Origin of the sequence: Halomonas sediminis, from assembly GCF_044871105.1 — a bacterium.
GTDB classification, from domain to species: Bacteria; Pseudomonadota; Gammaproteobacteria; order Pseudomonadales; family Halomonadaceae; genus Vreelandella; species Vreelandella zhuhanensis.
This window is the reverse complement of record NZ_CP085246.1, coordinates 387352-407814: the sequence shown is the minus strand read 5'-3', so window position 1 is coordinate 407814 and position 20463 is coordinate 387352. Positions and strand designations below refer to the sequence as shown.

The window sequence follows — 20463 nt, the reverse complement described above, 5'->3', positions numbered from 1 at the left end:
TCATGACCGGACGCCTGCATGTTCACGGGCTCAACCCCACCCGACTACTTCCCATGCTGGAACTCAGCCAGGCGTTGATTGAATCGCCTAACCTGGCGCCGCGCCAGCCTATTTCGGCCATTCGTCGTGAAGGCAGCACCACTTGCCTGACCACGCTCTTCTGGGGTTTGACACCCCCCTGGCTGAACGTGCTTGATCATGCACCGCATTGTGCACGTGCGGAGTCGCTGGAAAGCCGCAGCATGTTCCGCGAAGCCTTTCACGCACGGCGCTGCCTGATTCCCGTCACCGGCGTCTATATATGGAAATCACGTCCTCGCGCCAAGCAGCCGTTTCTGGTCACCGAGGTCGGTCGTGCCCCGCTGCTGCTGGCTGGAATCTGGTGTCGATATCATACCAGCTTGACGCAATTCAACGACTCCACCGCCCTGATTACGGTGCCGGCCAATGCCTGGCTTTCCCGGCTGAGTGATCGCTTGCCCGCGATCATTCAGCCGGAACAGGCACCCTCTTGGCTCGACCCTGCAACCCCGGCGGAACAGGTCGCTGCATTACTGACTCCCGCGCCTTTGGAACTGTTAGGCGCATTTCCGGTATCAACAAGGGTAAACAACCCTGCCTATCAGTCATCGGACTGCGCCTATCCAGTTGGTTCGATGCTGCGCTGGGCTTCGTCTCAGGAGCTTTAATGTCTCATCTTGCCCGCTTATCCGGCCGGCCCCGGCGTCATTTTGCGACCCTGGCCGGCACGCTATTGACCGGCACACTGCTTTCCGGCACTGCCTGGTTCGCTGATTCGGCTTGGGCCTTGTCCGACGAGGATGCTCTGGCCGAGGTGATCAAGCCGATCGTCAGTCCTCATGACAGTCGGGATTATCGAGTCCTGGCGCTGGAAAACGGCCTCACCGCCTTGCTGGTCAGCGACCCCGATGCCGACAAGGCGGCCACTTCGATGAATGTCAGGGTGGGTAGCGCCCAGGATCCCGAAGACTTGCAGGGTCTAGCTCATTTTCTGGAGCACATGCTGTTTCTGGGCACGGAGCCTTATCCTCAAGCCGACGCTTATCAGAGCTATATTTCCCGAAATGCCGGTTCGCACAATGCTTTTACCGCCTCGCAGGACACTAATTACTTCTTTGATATAGAGCCTTCGGCGTTGCCCGGCGCCCTGGATCGCTTCAGCGCTTTCTTTATTTCGCCGCTGTTCAATGCCGAACGGCTGGAAAGCGAACGCAACATCGTGCATTCCGAGTACATGGCGCGCATTCGTGATGAAGGACGCCGAGAAAACGATGTCCTCAACCAGTTGCTGAACCCCGAACACCCCACTACCCGCTTTGCCGTGGGCAGCCGCGAGACATTGGCGAGCCCGCCACCGGGAGAACCCGACCTACGCGAAAGGGTGATCGAGTTTTATCACAACCATTACGGCCCTAATGTCATGCACTTGGCCGTGGTGGCGCCACAACCGCTCGACATCCTGGAAAGCTGGGTGGTCGAGCGCTTTGCCGATATCTCGGATCGTGGGCTCGAGGCGCCGGTGATTGAAGAGCCGTTGGCCACGGAAGAAACACTGCCTAGTTATGCCGAAATGCAGTCACTGCGTGACGATCACGAAGCACGCTTTTCCTTCCCGATCCCCGACCCGATCAACGACTACCAGCACAAGCCAGCGGATCTCGTGGCCCACCTGTTAGGCCATGAAGGCGAAGGCAGCCTCTTGGACGTGCTGCGTGAAGCCGGCCTGGCCGACGGCCTTTCTGCGGGCGTCGGACGCAGTGACGGCCAGGATGCGCTGTTTTCCGTGTCGATCAGCCTGACCCCGGAAGGCGCCGACCAGCTCGATGTCATTCAAGCCACGTTATTTGCTGCCATTGAACTGATTCGTGGAAACGGCCTCGAGGCTTGGCGTTATCAAGAACAGGCCCGGCTTGCCGAACAGGCGTTTCGTTTTCAGCAACGCGGCGCGCCTCAACAGGAAGCCACCCATCTGGCGATGAACCTGTCGCGTTATCCGCTGAAGGATGTGCAGTACGCCCCCTACCGCATGGAGGACTTTACCCCTGAACGCACTAAAGCCTACGTAGATGCCTTACGCCCGGAGACGCTGATTCGTCTCTATAGCGGCCCTGACGTGGAAGGCGATAGCATTTCCCCCTGGTTCCAGGCTCCCTGGGACGAGGTCGAGAGCATCGCCACCAGAGAGGCCTTGACCGGGCTGGCCCTGCCCGAGCCCAACCCTTTCATCGCGGAAAACCTGGAAATTATCGAAGGGCAGGATGACAAGCCGACGGCCTTGATCGACACGCCTTCCTTCGCCTTCTGGCACTTGCAAAACGATAGTTTCAACACTCCCAAGGTCGAATGGCGCGTTAGCCTGCAACACCCCAGCGTTAGCTACTCCGCGGAAGAAGCGGTGCTCGCCCGGCTACTCGCCGGCTGGCTCAACGATAGCCTTAACGAGCGGCTTTATCCGGCACGGATAGCCGGCCACTCGATGAATGCCTATGCGCATGCTCGCGGCATGACGCTGGCTTTTTCCGGCTGGCGCGATGGACAGGCGCCGTTGATGGAAGAGGTGATCACCCAACTCAAGGAAGGCCATATCGATCCCGCCACCTTCGAGCGTGTGCGCTACCGCTACCAGCAGCAATGGCAGAACGCCCCCCAGGACGCCCTCTACCGTCAGGCGAGCGACACGCTGAGCGAGGCATTGATTCGCCCTCAGTGGTCTACCGAAGCGCTGCTAGAAGCCAGCGATGTCTTGACCCTGCACAACCTGGAAGATTTTCGTCAGCGCTTTGTCGATAGGCTTTATGTCGATGCCATGGCGGTGGGTAACCTGACACCCGAGCAGGCCGAGGCGCAAGCCGAACAGGTGAGAGCCATGTTGTTGCCGCGTCTGACGCGACGCGACATCCCATCCTTGACCCCGCTTTCGGTAGGCGATGACGCCCCGGTGTTGCACCCCCACAGTGAGCGCAATGAGTCTCTGGTGCTGCGTTACCTGCAGGGCAATGAACGCTCGCTTCAGGAGCAGGCAGCGTTGAGCGTGCTCGGCCAATGGCTGGACACACCCTTCTATCAGCGTCTACGCACTGAACAACAGCTGGGCTATGTGGTCAATGCCGGCTATTCACCCCTGCTCGACGCTCCGGGAATTGCCTTGATGGTGCAGTCCTCGGACGTGGATAGCGCCGCAATCGCCGAGCATATAGATACCTTTCTGAAAAACACTGGGACACGCCTTGCAGCTCTTGACGAGGCCGATCTGGCGCCTTATCGCCAAGCGGTGCATGACCAGTTGCAGCAACGCGCTACCAGCCTCGGCAGCTTGGCCAATCGCTATTGGCAAGCCACGGCTCTTGATGAGATCAATTTCGAGCGACGCGAACAACATGCCGCTCGGGCCCTGGAGGTGAGCGTGGATACGCTGCAGACGTTGTGGCCTTCACTGCTCGAGCGGTCGCTGGATATACGCTTCGACCCAGGTGTCATTCCCAGTGAGCTGCAGGAATTCCGCGAGTCTCGCCCACCCCTGCCAAGCGCTGACGACTAAGCGCAACGACCCACCGGCCCGAGCCTTCATGCATCGAAGGCTTGGGCCGGCATGATCGATTCGACGTACATCACCAGCTCTTCCAGTATCTGTCGCTCGTACTGACTGAGCGACTGCTGATTGTAACGCTCTATTTCACGGGCGAAATCCTTCAAGGTAAACCCGGCCAGGGCGCTGTCGTTCATGCGCGTCCAGCGGAAGGCTTCCCACTGGATGAGTTCTTCACCTTCCAAGGTTTCCGGATAGTTTCGGGCGCGATAGCGAAACAGCATTTCCTCCAATCGTGAATCCTGAAACGCAAAGCGTTTGCCCACCAGATCCCAGGGCGGCGTTGCGCGCACCGCCTGCATTTCCCGACGGTCCGCCGGCGAGAAAAACCCACCCGAATAGAGCATCAGGTCCGGGTCGTGAATTTCCTCTGCGTAAGGGGCGCTGAACACTTCGATGACCTTCGCCGCCACGCCACTCGCCTCGCGCAAGGTTTTCCAGTGCGCACGGCACATCGCCATATCCAGCCCCAGACGCTTTACGATGTCGCCGTACTCGCCCCGCTGCGGGCCGGACACATCCTTCAAGGCTCCCGCGGGGAACACGACCGGGCATTTGTTGAGATGAATCACCTTGAGCGGAATGCGCGTGTCGCCTTCCGCCAGGTCTTGTTGGCTGACGAATACTCGCTCGCGGATTTTCTCGGCACTCAACGCCATGAGATCGGCGGGATCGACGCTCAAGTCGTAAACAATAATCCCGTTGGCATTGGTGGGATGTTCCGCCAAAGGCAGCACCAAGGCGCCACAAGCTCGCGCAGCCGGATAGCGACGCGAGATGTGCAGCAGCGGCTTGCCCCCGGGCAAGTCCACTTGCCGCGCCACGGCACGTTTGCCACGCAACCCCAGAAGATAGTCGAACAGCTTGGGATTGTTTGCCTTGAGCAAACGCGCCAAGGCAATCGTGGCGCGCACATCCGCCAAGGCGTCATGAGCGCCTTCATGGGCGATGCCATTGGCCTGGGTAAGGTGTTCAAGCTTGAAACTGGGGGCACCATCTTCGCGCAGCGGCCATTGGATTTTCTCAGGACGCAAGGCATAAAAGGCCCTTACCACGTCGATCAGATCCCAGCGCGAGTTGCCGTTTTGCCATTCACGCGCATAAGGATCGATGAAATTACGGTAAAACAGCTGACGGCTGACTTCATCGTCGAACCGCAAACTGTTGTACCCAACCACGCAGGTGCCGGGCTCGCTCATGCACTCTAGGATGCGCCCGGCAAACTCGGTTTCCGGCAGGCCGTGGCGACGTGCCTTCTGAGGCGTAATCCCGGTGATCAGGCAAGCGATCGGATGCGGCAGATCATCGTCGGCAGGTTTGCAGTAAAGCTCGAGAGGCTCGCCTATTTCATTGAAGTCGGCATCCGTGCGGATGGCCGCAAACTGAGCCGGGCGGTCGCGGCGAGGATCAGCCCCGAAGGTTTCATAATCGTGCCACAGGTAACTGACCGGGGCGGCATTGGTCGGCGCCATGAACTAAGCACTCCGCTAGGCAAATAAAACCCCAAGCCTAGCACACCCCTTGCGTTCGATTACCACCCAACTCACCTAGCCATGGCTCAGCTCCTTTCACTTTTGGGCAGGGTCACGTTCAACTCGAGCACCGAGCAGTTATCTTCGCTATCCAGCGAGATTTGAATGGCATCGTCCCCCACATGCACATAACGACGGATGACTTCCAATAGTTCACGCTCGAGCATCGGCATATAATCCGGCTGGCCCCGCTGACTACGCTGGTGAGCCACGATGATCTGTAGGCGCTCCTTGGCTACCGAGGCCGACTTTTTGCGCTCACGCTTCAAAAACTCCAGCAGTTTCATCGACGACCTCCCCCAAACATACGGCTCAGCAGTCCTTTTTTCTGCCACTCATGAAAGCGCAGCGGTACGTCTTCACCGAGCAAACGCGACACGGTATCGGTATACGCCTGGCCGGCATCACTATCCGCATCATGCGTCACAGGTACGCCCTGGTTGGAAGCCCGCAACACCGCATCGGACTCCGGAATCAGACCCAATAGATTGATCGCCAGGATTTCCCGGATATCATCCAGTGTCAGCATATCGCCTTGGGTCACGCGCTCCGGGTTGTAGCGGGTAACCAATAGATGCTCCTTGATCGGATCATCGCCTTGCACGGCACGACGCGTCTTGGATGACAACAACCCCAGAATACGATCCGAGTCACGCACCGAGGAAACTTCTGGGTTGGTGACTACAATGGCTTCGTCGGCGTAATACATCGCCAATTGAGCGCCTCGTTCGATACCTGCCGGGGAGTCACACAGGATATAGTCGAACGTTTCTTTCAGTGTATCGAGAACCTCCTCAACGCCTTCCTGTGTCAGGGCATCCTTGTCGCGTGTCTGGGAAGCGGGCAGGATAAAAAGGTTTTCGACACGCTTGTCACGGATCAGCGCCTGATTGAGCCCTGCTTCTCCCTGGATCACGTTAACCAGGTCATAAACCACCCGGCGCTCACACCCCATGATCAAATCAAGGTTACGCAGCCCCACATCGAAATCGATGACCACTGTTTTTTTGCCACGCAGGGCAAGGCCGGTGGCAATGGCTGCTGCACTCGTGGTTTTTCCAACACCCCCTTTACCGGAGGTAACTACAATAATCTTGGCCAAGATATGGATCCTTACTTTATAAGTCTTTCGCTATTATACCAACGGTCGAATTTCCAGCTGCTCGGCCGAGTAATGTACTTCTGCAGGTGCCCCAAGCAGTCTTGAATCAATGTCTTCCAAACGTTTGTAATTGCCTCCTACCGACAGTAGTTCGGCATGCAGTTCCCGGCAGTAAACACCTGCTGATAAATCACCATGGATACCCGCCAGTGCACGCCCTCGCAATGCACCATAAACATGAATATTGCCTGCTGCCAGCACCTCGGCACCCGCATTGACCGCCCCGACCACTACCAGGTCACCCTCGGCGGCGCTCACCTGCTGGCCGGAACGTACCGTGCCACGATAAAGACGCGTAGCGGCTAATTCGCCACTCGCAGCTTGCGGTGCGGGAACCGGCTCCGTGGGCTTGCTGTTTTCAGTATCCACGGTTTCCAGGATTCGCCCACGACCGCCATCACTGGAAGGAAACCAGCCCAACCCGAGTGCCCAGGCCGATTGCTTGACGGGTTCAGCTCCTCCCTTGACGGCGACGGGAAGCAGTTTGTGGTCGCGGCACACGGCACAGATACGTTCAAGCGCCAAGTGCGGCTCATTCAGTTTTTCCACACTGAGCACCACCGGTGTATGCTGGAAAAATGCTGGCGACTGGGTCAGCTTACCGGCTAATTGGCGGCGGATGCGCTCCGGGTCGGCACTGTTTAACTCCATGATAGTCATCGGCAACATGCCGCCTTTGAAGGTAAAGGCCATGGTGGCGCTATCCATTTTTAGGCTCATTGCCGAACTCCACGTCATGTTCAGGTAAAATCAAGCTCAGATAAAATAAGCGTAGTGCATTGAAAGCCGTCGTAAGGCTTGGATTTCAACCCAGGCAATGCCAAGTTTGGCATTCTCATTTTCTTAGAGACTTTCTTAAGCACTACCCAGTAAGGCAAAGCTAAGCGACAGCGCCAACGACTGCAACCGCTGAATGTAACAAATGCTCGGCTTGTCATTTTTTCACGCTACGTGTTCCTCAGCAGGATGATTCATGCACGGACTGTTAAGACGCCTGTTTGCCCCACGCTGGCAACACCCCGACGCCGCCGTACGCCGCGAGGCATTAGCACGGCTTGACCCCCAGCGCCCCGAACAACGCCAGGCACTTCAGCACCTAGCCCAAGATGAAGACAGTAACATCAGGCTGGCAGCCTTGGTGGCATTAGTCGATCTTCAGGCACTGCTTGATGGGTACGCTGCTCAGATAGATAACGAGGCTTGGTTTGCCGAGGTGAGTCGTCAGCTTTGCGGTCAGACAGGGCATGCCGATCTCGCCAGTCGTCAAGCGCTGATCGAGACTATCACCGATGCACGTTTGCTCAACACCGTAGCGCTGCAGGGTGACAATCTCGATTTGCGTCTGGCGGCCTTGGCCCAACTTAGTGCGCCTGATGATCTTATTTATCAAGCTTGCCATAACGGAGTAGCGGTGGTGCGTCACAGTGCTGCCGAACGCCTGCATGAGGAAGCTGACCTCAAGCGCCTGCTCAAGGAGGCTCGGCGTGATCGCCGCGTAATACGCACCGCCCGTGAGCGTCTTACACGGCTACGGGCCGACAGCCAATGGTTTCATGACCAATATCAGCAGCGTGAAACCTTGCTGACCCGCCTGGAGCAGCATGCTCGTATGGCTTGGGAGCCTCTTTATGGGGGACGTTTTCGTCATCTGCAGCGTGAGTGGGAGGCACTCAAGGCGTCTCCCGATTCTACCCAGGAGGCCCGTTACCAAGATGCTTGCCTGACCTGTCGCAAGACGTTGCGCGATCACGAAGCCCAGGAACAAGCACGCCTGGTCGACCAACAGCGCCAGGAAGACGCCAACCAGACGCGTGACGAACTGCTTGAAGGAATAGAAGAAAGCCTGGAAAGCATCTGTCACGGTGCCACCCTAATGACGCAGGACATTGCCAGCTTGCGTTCCCAGAAGCAGCTTCTGGCTCATCGCTGGCAAGCGCTCTCCGACATTCATCCTGCCAGCGAGCAGCAGCAACAACGTTATGCCCGCATGATGCACGACTACGAGCGCTGTTATCACGCATGGGAACGCTGGCAACTACTTGCCAAGGAAGTGGAAAATGCGCTGACCGAGCATGACCTCAAGGCATTACAGGCGCTGACCAAACAGAGCCAATGGCCGGAACACCTGACGCCCCCGGCACTGCTCGTTCGCGCCAGAGAAGCCTTGGCATCCTCACAAGGCGAGCAAACGGATGCCACTGCCACTGAAAAGCTCGATGGTCTTGCCGAGCAACTTGACAAATTTGAACAGTTTCTCGAACGCGGCGCCTTCAAGAGTGCCAGCAGATTACATCAACGCATCAAGCCCCAAATCGAAGCATTATCTTCCCGCAACAGCAGCCAGCCATTGAAAAACAGGCTTAAGAAACTTGGGGCTCGACTGGCTGAATTGCGTGACTGGCGAGGATTCGTTGCCGGCCCCAAACGTGAACAGCTGTGTGAGTTGATCGATGCCCTGGCTAACGACACGGCAATGGACGAAGCGGCCCTAGACCGTCGTCATCGTCAACTGGTAAAGGAGTGGAAAGACTTGGGCGATGCGGCGGCCAATCGTGAACAGTCTGCTCGCTTTCGTCACTCCTCGGACCGTATTCAAGCCCGCCTGGCGCCTTGGCGTAAAGGTTTGGCAGAGGTGCGTCAGCAGAATCTCATGGCGCGTGAAGCCTTGTGTGAACAGCTCGAAACGCTGCTCGCTCAACCCGCTGAAGATGCAGACCCGGATGTATTGCGTCAGATTCGCGACAAGGCGCGCCAGCAATGGCGGCATTATTCACCGGTACCCCGTGAGCAGGCCGAGACCATTGGACGACGCTTCGGCAAGGTTCGCCACCACCTTCAGGCGCTGATTGATCAACGCGCGCATACCATTGCCACCACCAAACGCGATCTGATCGAAGCCACTCGTCACCTCTTGAGTGACGAGACATTGGCACCTCGGGAGCGCGCCACACAAGCCAAGGCACTACAAAAGCAATGGCGCTCTCTGGGGCGCGCTCCCAAAGGAGAAGAACAAACGTTATGGCAGGAATTTCGCCAGCTGTGTGATCAAATATTCATGCTGCGCGACGCCGCCCAGGCCCAACAAGCCACGCCGCAGCAAGACCAGCTGGATGCCATGCAGCAACTAATCGAACGCCTGGACAGCTGGCAACCCAGGGAAGCCAGCGAAGTCGAGATTCTAGAGGATGCACTCAAGGAGGCTGCCACACTTGAGCCACTGCCGAGCAATCGACGTGGTGAAGGCATGCAGCGGCGGCTCAGCGGGATCGTACGCACAAGACGCGAGCACTTGAATCGGCTGGAGGTGGGCGAGATCGTACAATACTGGCGCGAGCTATATCCCTTGCTCAATGCGCATCTGGCAGCGGATGCAGAGTTTATCAACCATAACGTTACTCAGGAGGTCATCGCTCAAGCGGTTGTCGCCTTCCCGCTAAAGCCACCCTTCCAGGCCGCTCACGAGAAGCGCAACAAGGCACGCCGAGACATCAGCAACACTTCCCTGGATAGCATCATGCCCGAGGTCGAAGAAGCACTGGCTCGCAATCGGATGCGCTTGTCATTACTGGCCATGGGCCGGGTACGTCAACGCGATGAGCCACTACGCCTGGCAATTCAAGTGGAAAGGCTCAACGAAGGCCTCGTTCAGCCTCTTACCCCCGCCTCCGAGCTGACCGATGTGCTTGCTGAACTTCTCGCCATTGGCCCCATCTCCGAGGCGCTATGGCAAGACGAAGCCGCCGAATTGGATGAACTTCTTGGCTGCCTGGTCCGCTTACCTCCGCCTTGAAGGAAAAGCAAGACAGCAAAACGGGAGGCCAGGCCTCCCGTTTTTTATGCAGCGAAAAAGTTGGTGTACCGATTCAGCCCATGAACTGGCCGCCGTTGATATCGATATTGGCCCCGGTAATGAAGCCCGAATCTTCGTGAGCAAGAAACGCAACCAGACGGCCGATTTCTTCCGGTGTACCGAAGCGCTTGATGGGAATACCTTCACGAATGGTTTCCCGGACTTTTTCGGGAATCTTCATGATCATGTCTGTCGCAATATAGCCAGGCGATACCGTGTTCACGGTAATACCCTTGGTGGCGGTTTCCTGAGCCAACGACATCGTCAGGCCATGCATACCGGCTTTGGCAGCCGCATAGTTAACCTGGCCGAACTGGCCCTTGCGCCCATTGATCGAGGAAATATTGATAATCCTCCCGTAGTTTTGCTCAAGCATCGACTCAACCACACCACGGCAGGTGTTGAAAACGCTATTAAGGTTGGTATCAATGACTTGGTACCACTGGTCGTAAGTCATACGCTTCATGGTGCCGTCGCGGGTGATGCCGGCACAATTGACCAGCACCTGGATAGGACCATGCGTTTCGTTGATCTCACGGGCGCCTTCGAGGCAGGCATCATGGTCGGAAAGATCGATACCGGAAAGAGCGATGTTGGTATAGCCATCGGCTTTTTGTGTCTCCAGCCAGGTTTTAGCCTTATCCGGGTTATGGTACCCCGCAACCACCTGAAAACCCGCATCCGCCAAAGAACGACAAATTGCCGTACCGATACCACCAGTTCCACCAGTTACCCAGGCGACGGGGACTTGATTTGCCATTGACTACCTCCCTGATAATGACTCATGACTTGGCAGCATGCTGCTTGCAGGCAAGCCATTCTAGTGAAAAGCGCTCAAGCGCTTTTTTATTACAATCTTGGCGGTCGATGCCCTGATTCTAATGAGGCCCCAACGACCGCGACGTTATAGTTTTTCACATTTGTAAATCAAGCATAGTCTTAACATCACCATGTTGCAGCAGAATGAAAGCAACTACCATAAGCTAATCGTTTTAAAGCCACGCTTGACATAATCCAGAAAAAGAGTAGTATGCATCTCACGTTGATGCGGGGTGGAGCAGTCTGGTAGCTCGTCGGGCTCATAACCCGAAGGTCATCGGTTCAAATCCGGTCCCCGCTACCAATATTTCGAAAGGCAGATCAGTCACTTACTGATCTGCCTTTTTTTTGGCTTGGCTTCTCGATCTTTTCTGTGTTCACATTTTTTGACCGCCTTGAGCCGCAAAAAATCGCATGAGCTTCAGGCGACAGACCAGCATTTTCCTCCCCCCGTTTATTCCCCCCAGCGCTAGCCTTTCTTACCGCATACCCTTCCAGTCTTCATGCTCAAGCGCAGGATTTTCTTCGCGGAAGCGCGCGTAGAGTGCAATACCTTGGGTGTCTTCCAAAATATCGACCTGAACACCCTTCTCACGCAGCAGCGCTTCCGTGCCCGCGGCATTGGTGATATCGCCCACCACAACACGCGAGACGCCGCGCATATGCAGCAGCGTGGCGCAGATCTCGCAGGGGCTCAAGGAGGTGAACAGGGTCGTCTGTCTGAAGTCGAGACGACCCGCATCGCGCATGGCAGCGGTCTCTCCATGGTTGTAAGGATGGTTCTCCTGCACCAGGGTGTTATGCCCCTTGCCAACAATCCGCCGCGTCACGTTGTCGATAATCACCGCGCCGATGGGACAGCCGCCCTCGTCATAACTTTTGCGCGCCAGCAGCACCGCGACCCGCATGAAATCGGCATCGCTCAGGCGACGAATGAAGGCCTCATCCATCAACGCCGACAGGCTGGCGGTGGGCATGTGGGCAATGGCTTTCAGTGCCGCCTCGGTGACCTGCGTTTTTTCGTTTAATAGTGATTGCATACTCGCGCCCTTCGGTTTGCCGAGGTTAATAATGGTAACTAGGCTGATTCTAGTGATGTTCAATGCATTAGCATTAGCATCGTCATTTCCTATTCGCCGCACCGTATTCGACAGGAGATTGAAGCTATGTCCAGTCCTGAGCACAAGCAGAAGATCTGGAAGATGATCAAGGGCATCAAAGTCGGCATGCTGGTTACGCTGGATGGCGATATGCCTCGTGCCCGGCCGATGCACCTGGTTCAGGATGAATACGATGGCACCCTGTGGTTCTTCACCCGCCGCAGTGCCGAGAAGGTCTTTGAAACCGCCAGTGATCACGACGTCTGCCTCAGCTTCTCCGATCAGGAAGAAGGCGTGTACGTGTCGCTCTCGGGCCAGGCCAACCTGACCGATGACCGCGAGCTGATCGAGAAATACTGGAATCCCTTCATCGGGGCCTGGTTCCCTGAAGGCAAGGACGACCCGGATGTGGCGTTACTGGAAATCAAGGTACAGATGGGTGAGCACTGGAAGGCCAAGGAGAGCAAGACGTTCCAGCTCTATGAGATCGCCAAGGCCAACGTCAAGAAAGACGCTACCCCGAACCTGGGCGAAAATGAAAAGTTCGGCGGCTGACTTCGTTCTGACGCGAACGCTGGTTGGCCTGCCATGGCCTCGGCGCCAACTCAGTGCTATAGGTGAAATGTCCTGATCTGCGGCCGCTCCGGCCGTTTACCCAAACGATTAGAGGAGTACTTATGTCAACTCGCGACGTCGTCATCTGCCATCCCGTCCGCACGGCCATCGGCACCTATGGCGGCAGCCTCAAGGACACACCCGCCACCGACCTGGGCGCACGGGTCATTCAGGAAACGCTTTCCCGCTCGGGGCTTGCCGCCGAGAAGGTGGATTCGCTGGTGATGGGTCACGTGATTCAGGCGGGCTGTCGCATGAACTCGGGCCGTCAGGCCGGCATCGGCGGAGGGCTTCCCGTGGAAGTCCCGGCGCTTACCGTCAATCGGGTCTGCGGCTCCGGGGCCCAAGCCGTGGTCAGCGCCGCCATGGAGATCTGGAGCGGCATGGCTGACTGCGCGATTGCCGGCGGTATGGAGAACATGGACCGCGCACCCTACGTGATGCCCCAGGGGCGCTGGGGCGCACGCATGGGCGACGTGACCATGCACGATACTATGCTGCTTGATGGCCTCAACGACGCCTTCAGCGGCAAGCACTCCGGCTGGCATACCGAAGATCTAGTGAGCCGCTACAGCATCTCCCGCGAAGACCAGGACATTTGGGCGCTGCGCTCTCAGCAGCGCTTCTCCAAGGCCCAGGAAGCCGGCCACTTCGATGCTGAAATTGCCGGGGTGGAACTCACCAGCCGCAAGGGTACCACCACCTTCGCCCGCGACGAGCACAACCGCCCGGATATCACCCTGGAATCGCTGGGTAAGATGAAGCCCGCTTTTCGTAAAGAAGGTACCATCACCGCAGGTAATTCACCGGGTCTAAACAGCGGCGCGGCGGCGATGATCGTTGCCGAACGCGACTGGGCCGAGCAGCAGGGCCTCACCCCCGTGGCCCGCTTGGTGGCTTTCGGCATCAGCGCCGTGGAGCCTGGCTACTTCGGCATCGGCCCGGTACCGGCAGTCAAGCAGGCGCTTGAGCGCGCCGGCTGGTCGGTGGATGATCTGGACCGGGTGGAGATCAACGAGGCCTTCGCCGCCATTGCCTTGGCCTGCCAGCGCGAACTCGGCCTGCCGGAAGAGATCGTCAACGTGGAGGGCGGCGCTATCGCTCACGGCCATCCGATTGGTGCCACCGGCGCGGTGCTGACCACCCGGCTGTTACATGCCATGCAGCGTAACGGCGAACACCGCGGCATCGTCACTTTGTGTATCGGCGGTGGTCAGGGCATCGCCCTGGCGCTGGAAACCCTCTGACGCTCGGCCGCTGGCATGTCACGACGCGCCAGCGGCTTGCCACAAGTTTTCTGTAGAGAGACAAAATGACGGCCGAGCCCCAGCGCCCCCCGCAACGGCTGTCATCGCGCGCACCATGAATAGACATAGGGTTTCGCCCTGATGCGCGCTCCGCTGAACCTGGAGCGGGTACCTCAACTACTTTCAGCAGAAGCCAGGACTGGCCGGTTATGGGCTCGGTGCAGGCTTCGGTGCCATCATCCCCTTCTATTCCTGCTCGAACATCCCGTTGTTTCTGGGCTTTACCAGTGCGGAAATTTCATTAGGCATCACCCTGGCCTTACTGTTCTCCTCGCCGACTCGGCCACCTGCCCTTGCACACCTGCCAGAACAGAACTAGATTTTAGACCATCAAATACGAATATCCACATATCACAACGGAACCATCCCGATACAAGCCTCCCTAACAACAACACCGGAGTGCCAGACGATGTCACGATTGAGCCGCCGTAACTTCCTGAAGTTGACCGGTAGCAGTGCCGCTCTAGGCACTCTTTCGCTATCTCCCGTTGTCCAGGCACAGCAAGGCAGTTCCTCGCCTCCCGCCGGCAGCACCACCCTACCCTATCCGCGTGATGTGGTTGCCCGGCTGGACGACGTGACCGTCAATCAGCCCGTCTACTTCAACTATCCCGACAATCGCTCGCCCTGCGTGTTGATTCGCAAGGGCCGCGAGGTCAAGGGTGGGGCAGGTCCGGACAGAGACGTGGTGGCCTACAGCACCCAATGCACGCACATGGGCTGCCCGGTCAATTACGACCAGGAGGCGGAGACCTTCAAGTGTCCCTGCCATTACAGCATCTTCGACCCTGACAACGCCGGCCAGATGGTGATCGGCCATGCCACCGAAGGCCTACCCCGGATCCTTCTGGAGTATGACGAAGCCGAGGATACCCTGCTTGCCGTGTCGGTCGATGGCCTGATCTATGGTCGCCAGGCCAATATCATCTGAACCGGGAGAATAACAATGACCCAATTCAAGGATCGTATCCCCCTGCCTCCGGTGGATGCCCAGAAAACCAATATGGCCTGCCATTTCTGCATCGTCGGCTGTGGTTACCATGTCTACAAGTGGCCCGCCAACCAAGAAGGCGGCAGGGCCGCTGGCCAGAATGCGTTAGGGCTCGACTTCACCCGCCAGCTTCCTCCCATGCAGATCACCATGACACCGGCCATGGTCAACCGGATCAAGGATCATGATGGAGGCGAATACAACATCATGATTCTGCCCGACAAAGCGTGCAGCGTTAACCAGGGACTATCTTCGACGCGGGGCGGCCAGATGGCCAGCGTGATGTATTCGGAACAAACCCCGATCGGCGAGCGGCGCCTCAAGTATCCGCTGGTGTATAGCGGGGACGACTGGGTGGAAACCAACTGGGAACGCGCCATGGTCCTGTATGCCGGCCTGACCCAACGCATCCTCGATAATGACGGGCCCGACCAGCTGTTTTTTAACCTCTTCGACCATGGCGGTGCGGGCGGCGGCTTCGAGAATACCTGGGCGACTGGCAAGCTGATTTTCAATGGCATGCAGACAAAAATGGTGCGGATCCACAACCGTCCCGCCTACAACTCGGAATGCCATGCCAGCCGTGATATGGGCATCGGTGAGCTCAATAACAGCTACGAAGATGCGGAAGTCTGCGATGTCATCTTTTCCATCGGCGGCAACTCCTACGAGACGCAATCGAACTGGTTTCTGGCCCACTGGGAGCCGAACCTTAGGGGTGCCAACATCACCAAAAAACGGGAATGGTTCCCCGCCGAGACGGTCGGCAAGGGTAAAGTCATCCTGGTCGACCCACGGCGCACGCCGACCGTGGCGATCTGCGAGACCGTTGCCGGGAAGGAAAATGTCCTGCACCTGGCGATCCAACCGGGCACCGATACTGCCTTGTTCAATGGGCTACTCACCTATGTGGTCGATCAGGGTTGGCACGACCAGGTCTTTATTGCCGAGCACACCAGCGGCTTTGATGAGATGCTCGCCGCCAATCGCATGGAGCTGGACGCGTGCAGCCGCATTACCGGCGTGAATCGGGCCGATATCATCAAGGCCGCCGAGTGGGCCTACCGACCCAAGGCCAGCGGCCATGCCCCGCGCACCATGCACGCCTATGAGAAGGGCGTGATCTGGGGCAACGACAACTATCGGATTCAATCCGCCATCGTCAATCTCGTTGTGGCGACCCATAACGTGGGCCGTCGAGGCACCGGCGTGGTGCGTATGGGCGGTCACCAGGAAGGCTATACGCGCCCGCCTTATCCCGGTGGGCGCCCGGCGCCCTATATCGATCAGGAACTGATCAAGGGCAACGGCATGATGCTGACGGTCTGGGCCTGTAATGCTTTTCAGACCACCCTCAATGCCGAAACCTATCGTCAGGTCATCAAGCGTCGGGCCGCCATCGTCAACCAGGCACTGGCCGAAGCGCGTGGCGCCACCACTGATGAGCTTATCGATATCGTCTATGACGCCGTCAAGAACCAGGGCGGCCTGTTCATCGTCGATATCGACCTCTACCGCACCAAGTTCGCCGAATATTCCCATCTGGTACTGCCGGCGACCCATCCTGGGGAGATGAACCTGACCTCCATGAACGGCGAGCGGCGGCTACGACTGTCCGAGCGCTTCATGGACCCTCCCGGCATCGCAAGGCCAGACTGGCTGATTGCGGCCAACATGGCCAATGCCCTCAAGCAACGCTACGAGTCGGCTGGCTACACGGCAATGGCCGAGCGTTTCGCCGGGTTCGACTGGACGACCGATGAGGATGCCTTCAACGACGGCTTCCGCATGGCTCACGAGAAGGAGATCGACAGCCAGGGTGGCCCGACCGGGCACCTGGCCACCTATGAGCGACTGTGCGCAGCTGGCAACAACGGCGTCCAACTGCCCATCAAGGCGTACCAAGACGGCAAACTCATCGGCACCGAGATGCTCTACACCGACAATAACTTCGATACCGATGACGGCAAGGCGCATTTCCAGCCATCGCCTTGGAACGGTTTCCCCGAGGTGATCGAGCGCCAGAAAGAGCGCTATGACTTTTGGATCAACAACGGTCGCACCAACCAGATTTGGCAATCTGCCTACCACGACCAGCACTTGGCCTTTCGCAAGGGCCGCTACCCCATGGCACCGATTGAAATTCACCCCCAGGATGCCGATACTCTGGGCATCACCAACGGCGATATCGTCGAGGTTTACAACGACTACGGCGCAACCACCGCCATGGCCTACCTGGAACCCGACTTGAAGCGCGGACAGGTCTTCATGATGTTCGGCTATCCCAACGGGGTACAGGGCGACGTTGTCAGCGAATGGACCGATCGCAACCATATTCCCTACTACAAGGGGACCTGGGCCAACCTTCGTCGGATCGGGACGAATCCCGCCTACCTGCGGGATGTGTCCTTCAAGCGCCGGCGCTATTCCTGAGGAGAACCAACGCTTGCAGAATCGGTATTGATCGACACAGCCATGGGTGAGCAGTGCTAGTCATCAACCAGTCCCGCGGCCCGCAAGCGATCCCTCAGGCGCTGGTTCTCCTCGATCAGGTCGGTCGCCAGGGCGGCGAGCTCGGGCGCTGCCTCGAAGTCACGCTCCAGCTGACTCAGCCGTCGGGCACGGGTCAGGTCATGACTGGTGAAGCGCCAGCTCGCCATATAGGGCGAACCATCGGCCAGCAGACCGCTCTCGATGCGCTCGACGACCCAATCGGTTTCCACCGAGCAGGCACGAGCCAGATCCTCGAGGGTCAGGGTCGCCTCATCGATCAGTTCGCCTCTGATGATACGCTGCTGCATCATGTCCTAACCTCCCCTGCGTTGGCGCGGGTCGAAAGCGAGTTCATGCGCCATGGTCTTATACAGTTCGCGTGCCTTGTCGGTATCGGCCGGGGGCAGTACCACCTCGAGTTCCACATAAAGATCACCCGGCTCCAGCCCTGGGATACCCCGCCCCTTCAGGCGCAATCTGCGACCGGTCTGTGACCCGGCAGGCACCTTAAGCTTCACCATTCCCGAGGGAGTCGGGGTTTCGATACTGGCCCCCAGAGCGGCCTCCCAAGGTGTCACCGGTACTCTTTGATGTACATCCCGCCCCTCGACCCGATAACGCGAATCCGGCGTGAAGTGAATTTCCAGATACAGGTCACCCGCCGGGCCACCTCCAACACCGGGACTGCCCTGCCCCGTCAGGCGAATATGCTGGCCCTCCTTGACGCCCTTGGGGATACGCACGCTCAGGGTGTGTTCCCTGGAAACCACATGGCCTTGCGCATCAAGCTCGGGCACTTGCAGAGTGATCGCCCGGGTCGCGCCATGGAAAGCATCCGCCAGGTCGATATTGATCTTGGCGTGACGGTCCTCGCCGCGCATCTGATAGCTGCGGCCCCTTCGCCCTGCCCGGCTACCTTGACCAAACAGGTTGGCAAAGAAGTCACTGAACTCACCGAAATCAGCCTCCTCGAAACCACGCCCGCTAAACTCGAAGCCCGCATCCCAGTCAGGGGGCGGCTGAAAATCCTGTCCCGACCGATATTGCTGAGCCAGCTGGTCATAGGCGAGACGCTTCTCCGGATCGGACAGCACTGCCTTGGCCTCATTAAGCTCTTGCATACGCTGTTCGGCTTCGGGCTCCTTGCTGACGTCGGGATGAAACTTACGCGCCAGCTTGCGGTAGGCTTTCTTGATTTCCTCGGTCGTCGCGGTCTTCGCCACCCCGAGCACTTGGTAGTAATCCTTGAATTCCACTTATAAAAGCTCCGACAGAGACCATGACCATCCAGAAGCGCGATGACAACCGTGCCACTCCTGAAAGGAACCAGCGGTTTGACTCAAGTCTAGTCGAAAATGACGGAGGAGAGCTGGCAGTGGAAGAAAATCTCGTGTTCGCGCTCTTGGCATCACCCTGATGATTCCGGTGGCTTTTTTATGTGGGCTCAAGCGAAGCAAGCTGACACGATATAGCTAACGTTATGCCTTGCAGCAACTACAATTCCCGCTTGAATCAGGAGGTGAAAGTGAGCATATGGTTTTATGTGGCGAACATATTGGCGGGCGGTGTTGCAGGAGGGGTGACGCTGCGGAGGCGCTTTCATCGCCGCCTGCAGCGAGAGCTTGCCGCCCCAAGGGAGCCGGTGGCAACAACGCTGGAAGCACACCGATTACACGGTGAAGCGGCACGCTTTCCCAGTCAACGCGGACGATGGCTGGAGGGCTGGTGGCTACCCACGGCATCGCCTCAAGGCCATGTGGTGCTGACACACGGCTGGGGTGCGAACCGTGCCACCCTACTGCCACTTGCACCGCTGTTGCTTGAAGCTGGCTGGAATGTGTTGCTATTTGATGTCCGCAATCATGGCAACAGCGACAGCGATACGTTCTCTTCCATGCCGCGCTTTGCCGAAGATATCGACGCGGCGCTTGCCTGGTTGAAACAGACGCAAGCTGCGCTTCCCACCGCGCTGATCGGCCACTCGGTGGGAGCGGCGGCTACGCTTCTCGCCGCCTCACGCCGCGACGATATTGCCGCCGTGGTGAGTCTGGCAAGCTTTGCCCACCCGGATAGCATGATGCGCCGCTGGCTAGCGCAGAAAGGCCTGCCGTTTTTCCCGTTGGGCTGGTACGTGCTGCGCTACGTCGAGCGTGTGATCGGCCACCGCTTCGATGCAATCGCACCAGTGAATACGCTGGGCAGGATTCGCTGCCCGGTGCTCTTGGTACATGGCGTGAGTGATACGCTGATTCCGCCTGATGATGCACACATACTTGCGAGCGCCGGGAGAACTAATGTGACGCTGCGCTTGGTGGAAGGCGGGCACGACTTGAGCGCAAGCCTTGTCCACCACGGCGATGAGCTGGTGGCGTTCTTACGCGCCGCGCCGGCTCAGGCAATTACAGATCGCCATAGTGAACGGCAGTAATCGCGTTCTTCGGCGAGCCATCGACAAGCTTGGTGCTGTACGTCAGGTATATGAAGGTCTGGGTTTGCGTGTCGTGCATGCGTACTACGCGCATGTTCTTGAAAAGCACAGAACGACGCTGAGTAAAAATCACCTCTTGCTGCTCCACTTCGGCGGCCTCGAAGACAACCTCTCCGGTCTGCCGGCATGCCACGCTAGCCTCACTGGCCTCCTCAGCAAGTCCCACCGCACCCGAGATCCCGCCAATCTGGGAATAGGAAATATAGCAAGAGATGCCTTGTACCTTCGGGTCATCGAAGCGCTCCACTTCGATGGTACTGTTCGGACCAAGTAGCTTGAACTCCGTCCGTACACTGCCAATGTGGGCGTCCTGCGCAAGCAGCGCGGGCGGAAGCAGCAAAAATATGATAACAAGCGCTCTGCTCGCCATATGTCGTGGGGAAAACATGGGTAGTAGCCTCCTATGCAATGACCAGCCGAGGGATGGACAGGCCAAGAGCATACCCGATGCTCAGGTCGCTGGGCTGTGAATTGCACAGGATTATTGGCTAAGACAGAG

At 58.0% G+C, this 20463-nt stretch carries 18 protein-coding genes and 1 tRNA gene; 10 read left to right on the top strand and 9 right to left on the bottom strand.

All coding sequences use genetic code 11. The annotated features are described in order from the left end of the window. The first annotated feature begins 2 nt into the window (after positions 1 to 2). Together LG290_RS02010 and LG290_RS02005 are read left to right on the top strand one after the other, a co-directional pair. Positions 3 to 689, top strand: coding sequence for an SOS response-associated peptidase (locus tag LG290_RS02010; RefSeq protein WP_499836033.1), 687 nt, complete (start codon positions 3 to 5; stop codon positions 687 to 689). Next, positions 689 to 3559: an insulinase family protein gene (locus tag LG290_RS02005; RefSeq protein ID WP_499836032.1), complete on the top strand. Its 2871-nt coding sequence runs from the start codon at positions 689 to 691 to the stop codon at positions 3557 to 3559. The genes LG290_RS02010 and LG290_RS02005 overlap by 1 nt, the downstream gene beginning before the upstream one ends. 26 nt (positions 3560 to 3585) lie before the next feature. Here LG290_RS02005 and sbcB read toward each other — a convergent pair whose 3' ends face one another. The 4 genes from sbcB to minC all read right to left on the bottom strand — a co-directional run bounded on the left by sbcB (position 3586) and on the right by minC (position 7021). Then, on the bottom strand, positions 3586 to 5079 hold the full coding sequence (gene sbcB, locus LG290_RS02000; RefSeq protein ID WP_499836031.1) for an exodeoxyribonuclease I: 1494 nt from the start codon (positions 5077 to 5079) through the stop codon (positions 3586 to 3588). 86 nt (positions 5080 to 5165) lie between these two features. After that, a complete protein-coding gene (minE, locus tag LG290_RS01995; protein WP_499836030.1) occupies positions 5166 to 5426 on the bottom strand; it encodes a cell division topological specificity factor MinE in 261 nt (86 codons plus the stop codon). Continuing rightward, complete coding sequence (minD, locus tag LG290_RS01990; RefSeq protein WP_160417590.1) at positions 5423 to 6241, bottom strand: septum site-determining protein MinD; 819 nt, start codon at positions 6239 to 6241, stop codon at positions 5423 to 5425. Before minD ends, minE begins: the two co-directional genes overlap by 4 nt. 33 nt (positions 6242 to 6274) lie before the next feature. Beyond that, positions 6275 to 7021 carry a septum site-determining protein MinC gene (gene minC, locus LG290_RS01985; protein ID WP_499836029.1) on the bottom strand — a complete coding sequence of 249 codons (747 nt, stop codon included), beginning with the start codon at positions 7019 to 7021 and terminating at the stop codon, positions 6275 to 6277. Positions 7022 to 7274: 253 nt separating this feature from the next. Here minC and LG290_RS01980 point away from each other — a divergent pair, with 253 nt between their 5' ends. Next, the gene (locus LG290_RS01980) at positions 7275 to 10091 is read left to right on the top strand and encodes a DUF349 domain-containing protein (protein WP_499836028.1); all 2817 of its coding nucleotides are present in this window, start codon (positions 7275 to 7277) and stop codon (positions 10089 to 10091) included. A 73-nt stretch (positions 10092 to 10164) separates the two neighbouring features. Here LG290_RS01980 and phbB read toward each other — a convergent pair whose 3' ends face one another. Beyond that, entirely contained in the window at positions 10165 to 10911 is a 747-nt protein-coding gene (gene phbB / locus LG290_RS01975) for an acetoacetyl-CoA reductase (RefSeq protein WP_160417593.1), read from the bottom strand. A gap of 286 nt (positions 10912 to 11197) precedes the next feature. Here phbB and LG290_RS01970 point away from each other — a divergent pair. After that, positions 11198 to 11274: transfer RNA gene (locus LG290_RS01970), tRNA-Met, on the top strand. Between the two features lie 175 nt (positions 11275 to 11449). On the opposite strand, the gene LG290_RS01965 is transcribed toward LG290_RS01970, so the two are convergent. Then, entirely contained in the window at positions 11450 to 12010 is a 561-nt protein-coding gene (locus LG290_RS01965; RefSeq protein WP_499836027.1) for a nucleoside deaminase, read from the bottom strand. A gap of 126 nt (positions 12011 to 12136) precedes the next feature. On the opposite strand from LG290_RS01965, the gene LG290_RS01960 reads away from it, so the two are divergent. The 5 genes from LG290_RS01960 to LG290_RS01940 all read left to right on the top strand — a co-directional run bounded on the left by LG290_RS01960 (position 12137) and on the right by LG290_RS01940 (position 17416). Further along, the gene (locus LG290_RS01960) at positions 12137 to 12625 is read left to right on the top strand and encodes a pyridoxamine 5'-phosphate oxidase family protein (protein ID WP_499836026.1); all 489 of its coding nucleotides are present in this window, start codon (positions 12137 to 12139) and stop codon (positions 12623 to 12625) included. Positions 12626 to 12747: 122 nt separating this feature from the next. Then, positions 12748 to 13932, top strand: a complete 1185-nt coding sequence (locus LG290_RS01955; RefSeq protein ID WP_499836025.1) for a thiolase family protein — start codon at positions 12748 to 12750, stop codon at positions 13930 to 13932. 199 nt (positions 13933 to 14131) lie between these two features. Then, complete coding sequence (locus tag LG290_RS01950) at positions 14132 to 14311, top strand: hypothetical protein (RefSeq protein ID WP_499837000.1); 180 nt, start codon at positions 14132 to 14134, stop codon at positions 14309 to 14311. A 90-nt stretch (positions 14312 to 14401) separates the two neighbouring features. Next, a complete protein-coding gene (locus LG290_RS01945; protein ID WP_499836024.1) occupies positions 14402 to 14923 on the top strand; it encodes an arsenate reductase (azurin) small subunit in 522 nt (173 codons plus the stop codon). Between the two features lie 15 nt (positions 14924 to 14938). Further along, on the top strand, positions 14939 to 17416 hold the full coding sequence (locus tag LG290_RS01940) for an arsenate reductase (azurin) large subunit (protein WP_499836023.1): 2478 nt from the start codon (positions 14939 to 14941) through the stop codon (positions 17414 to 17416). Positions 17417 to 17472: 56 nt separating this feature from the next. Here the strand turns inward: LG290_RS01940 and LG290_RS01935 are convergent, their stop codons facing one another. Continuing rightward, entirely contained in the window at positions 17473 to 17787 is a 315-nt protein-coding gene (locus LG290_RS01935; RefSeq protein ID WP_499836022.1) for a chaperone modulator CbpM, read from the bottom strand. A 3-nt stretch (positions 17788 to 17790) separates the two neighbouring features. After that, complete coding sequence (locus tag LG290_RS01930) at positions 17791 to 18732, bottom strand: DnaJ C-terminal domain-containing protein (RefSeq protein ID WP_499836021.1); 942 nt, start codon at positions 18730 to 18732, stop codon at positions 17791 to 17793. Between the two features lie 269 nt (positions 18733 to 19001). Between LG290_RS01930 and LG290_RS01925 the strand changes: the two genes are divergently transcribed. Further along, positions 19002 to 19904, top strand: coding sequence for an alpha/beta hydrolase (locus LG290_RS01925; protein WP_499836020.1), 903 nt, complete (start codon positions 19002 to 19004; stop codon positions 19902 to 19904). Here LG290_RS01925 and LG290_RS01920 read toward each other — a convergent pair. Further along, on the bottom strand, positions 19876 to 20352 hold the full coding sequence (locus LG290_RS01920; RefSeq protein ID WP_499836019.1) for a CreA family protein: 477 nt from the start codon (positions 20350 to 20352) through the stop codon (positions 19876 to 19878). The genes LG290_RS01925 and LG290_RS01920 overlap by 29 nt on opposite strands. Between the last annotated feature and the right edge of the window lie 111 nt (positions 20353 to 20463).

Bases quoted from the DNA above. Each gene is read 5' to 3' on its own strand.
- LG290_RS02010 (WP_499836033.1), top strand. From the start codon at position 3: ATGACCGGACGCCTGCATGTTCACGGGCTCAACCCCACCCGACTACTT.
- LG290_RS02005 (WP_499836032.1), top strand. From the start codon at position 689: ATGTCTCATCTTGCCCGCTTATCCGGCCGGCCCCGGCGTCATTTTGCG.
- sbcB (WP_499836031.1), bottom strand. From the start codon at position 5,079: ATGGCGCCGACCAATGCCGCCCCGGTCAGTTACCTGTGGCACGATTAT.
- minE (WP_499836030.1), bottom strand. From the start codon at position 5,426: ATGAAACTGCTGGAGTTTTTGAAGCGTGAGCGCAAAAAGTCGGCCTCG.
- minC (WP_499836029.1), bottom strand. From the start codon at position 7,021: ATGAGCCTAAAAATGGATAGCGCCACCATGGCCTTTACCTTCAAAGGC.
- LG290_RS01980 (WP_499836028.1), top strand. From the start codon at position 7,275: ATGCACGGACTGTTAAGACGCCTGTTTGCCCCACGCTGGCAACACCCC.
- phbB (WP_160417593.1), bottom strand. From the start codon at position 10,911: ATGGCAAATCAAGTCCCCGTCGCCTGGGTAACTGGTGGAACTGGTGGT.
- LG290_RS01965 (WP_499836027.1), bottom strand. From the start codon at position 12,010: ATGCAATCACTATTAAACGAAAAAACGCAGGTCACCGAGGCGGCACTG.
- LG290_RS01960 (WP_499836026.1), top strand. From the start codon at position 12,137: ATGTCCAGTCCTGAGCACAAGCAGAAGATCTGGAAGATGATCAAGGGC.
- LG290_RS01955 (WP_499836025.1), top strand. From the start codon at position 12,748: ATGTCAACTCGCGACGTCGTCATCTGCCATCCCGTCCGCACGGCCATC.
- LG290_RS01945 (WP_499836024.1), top strand. From the start codon at position 14,402: ATGTCACGATTGAGCCGCCGTAACTTCCTGAAGTTGACCGGTAGCAGT.
- LG290_RS01940 (WP_499836023.1), top strand. From the start codon at position 14,939: ATGACCCAATTCAAGGATCGTATCCCCCTGCCTCCGGTGGATGCCCAG.
- LG290_RS01935 (WP_499836022.1), bottom strand. From the start codon at position 17,787: ATGATGCAGCAGCGTATCATCAGAGGCGAACTGATCGATGAGGCGACC.
- LG290_RS01920 (WP_499836019.1), bottom strand. From the start codon at position 20,352: ATGTTTTCCCCACGACATATGGCGAGCAGAGCGCTTGTTATCATATTT.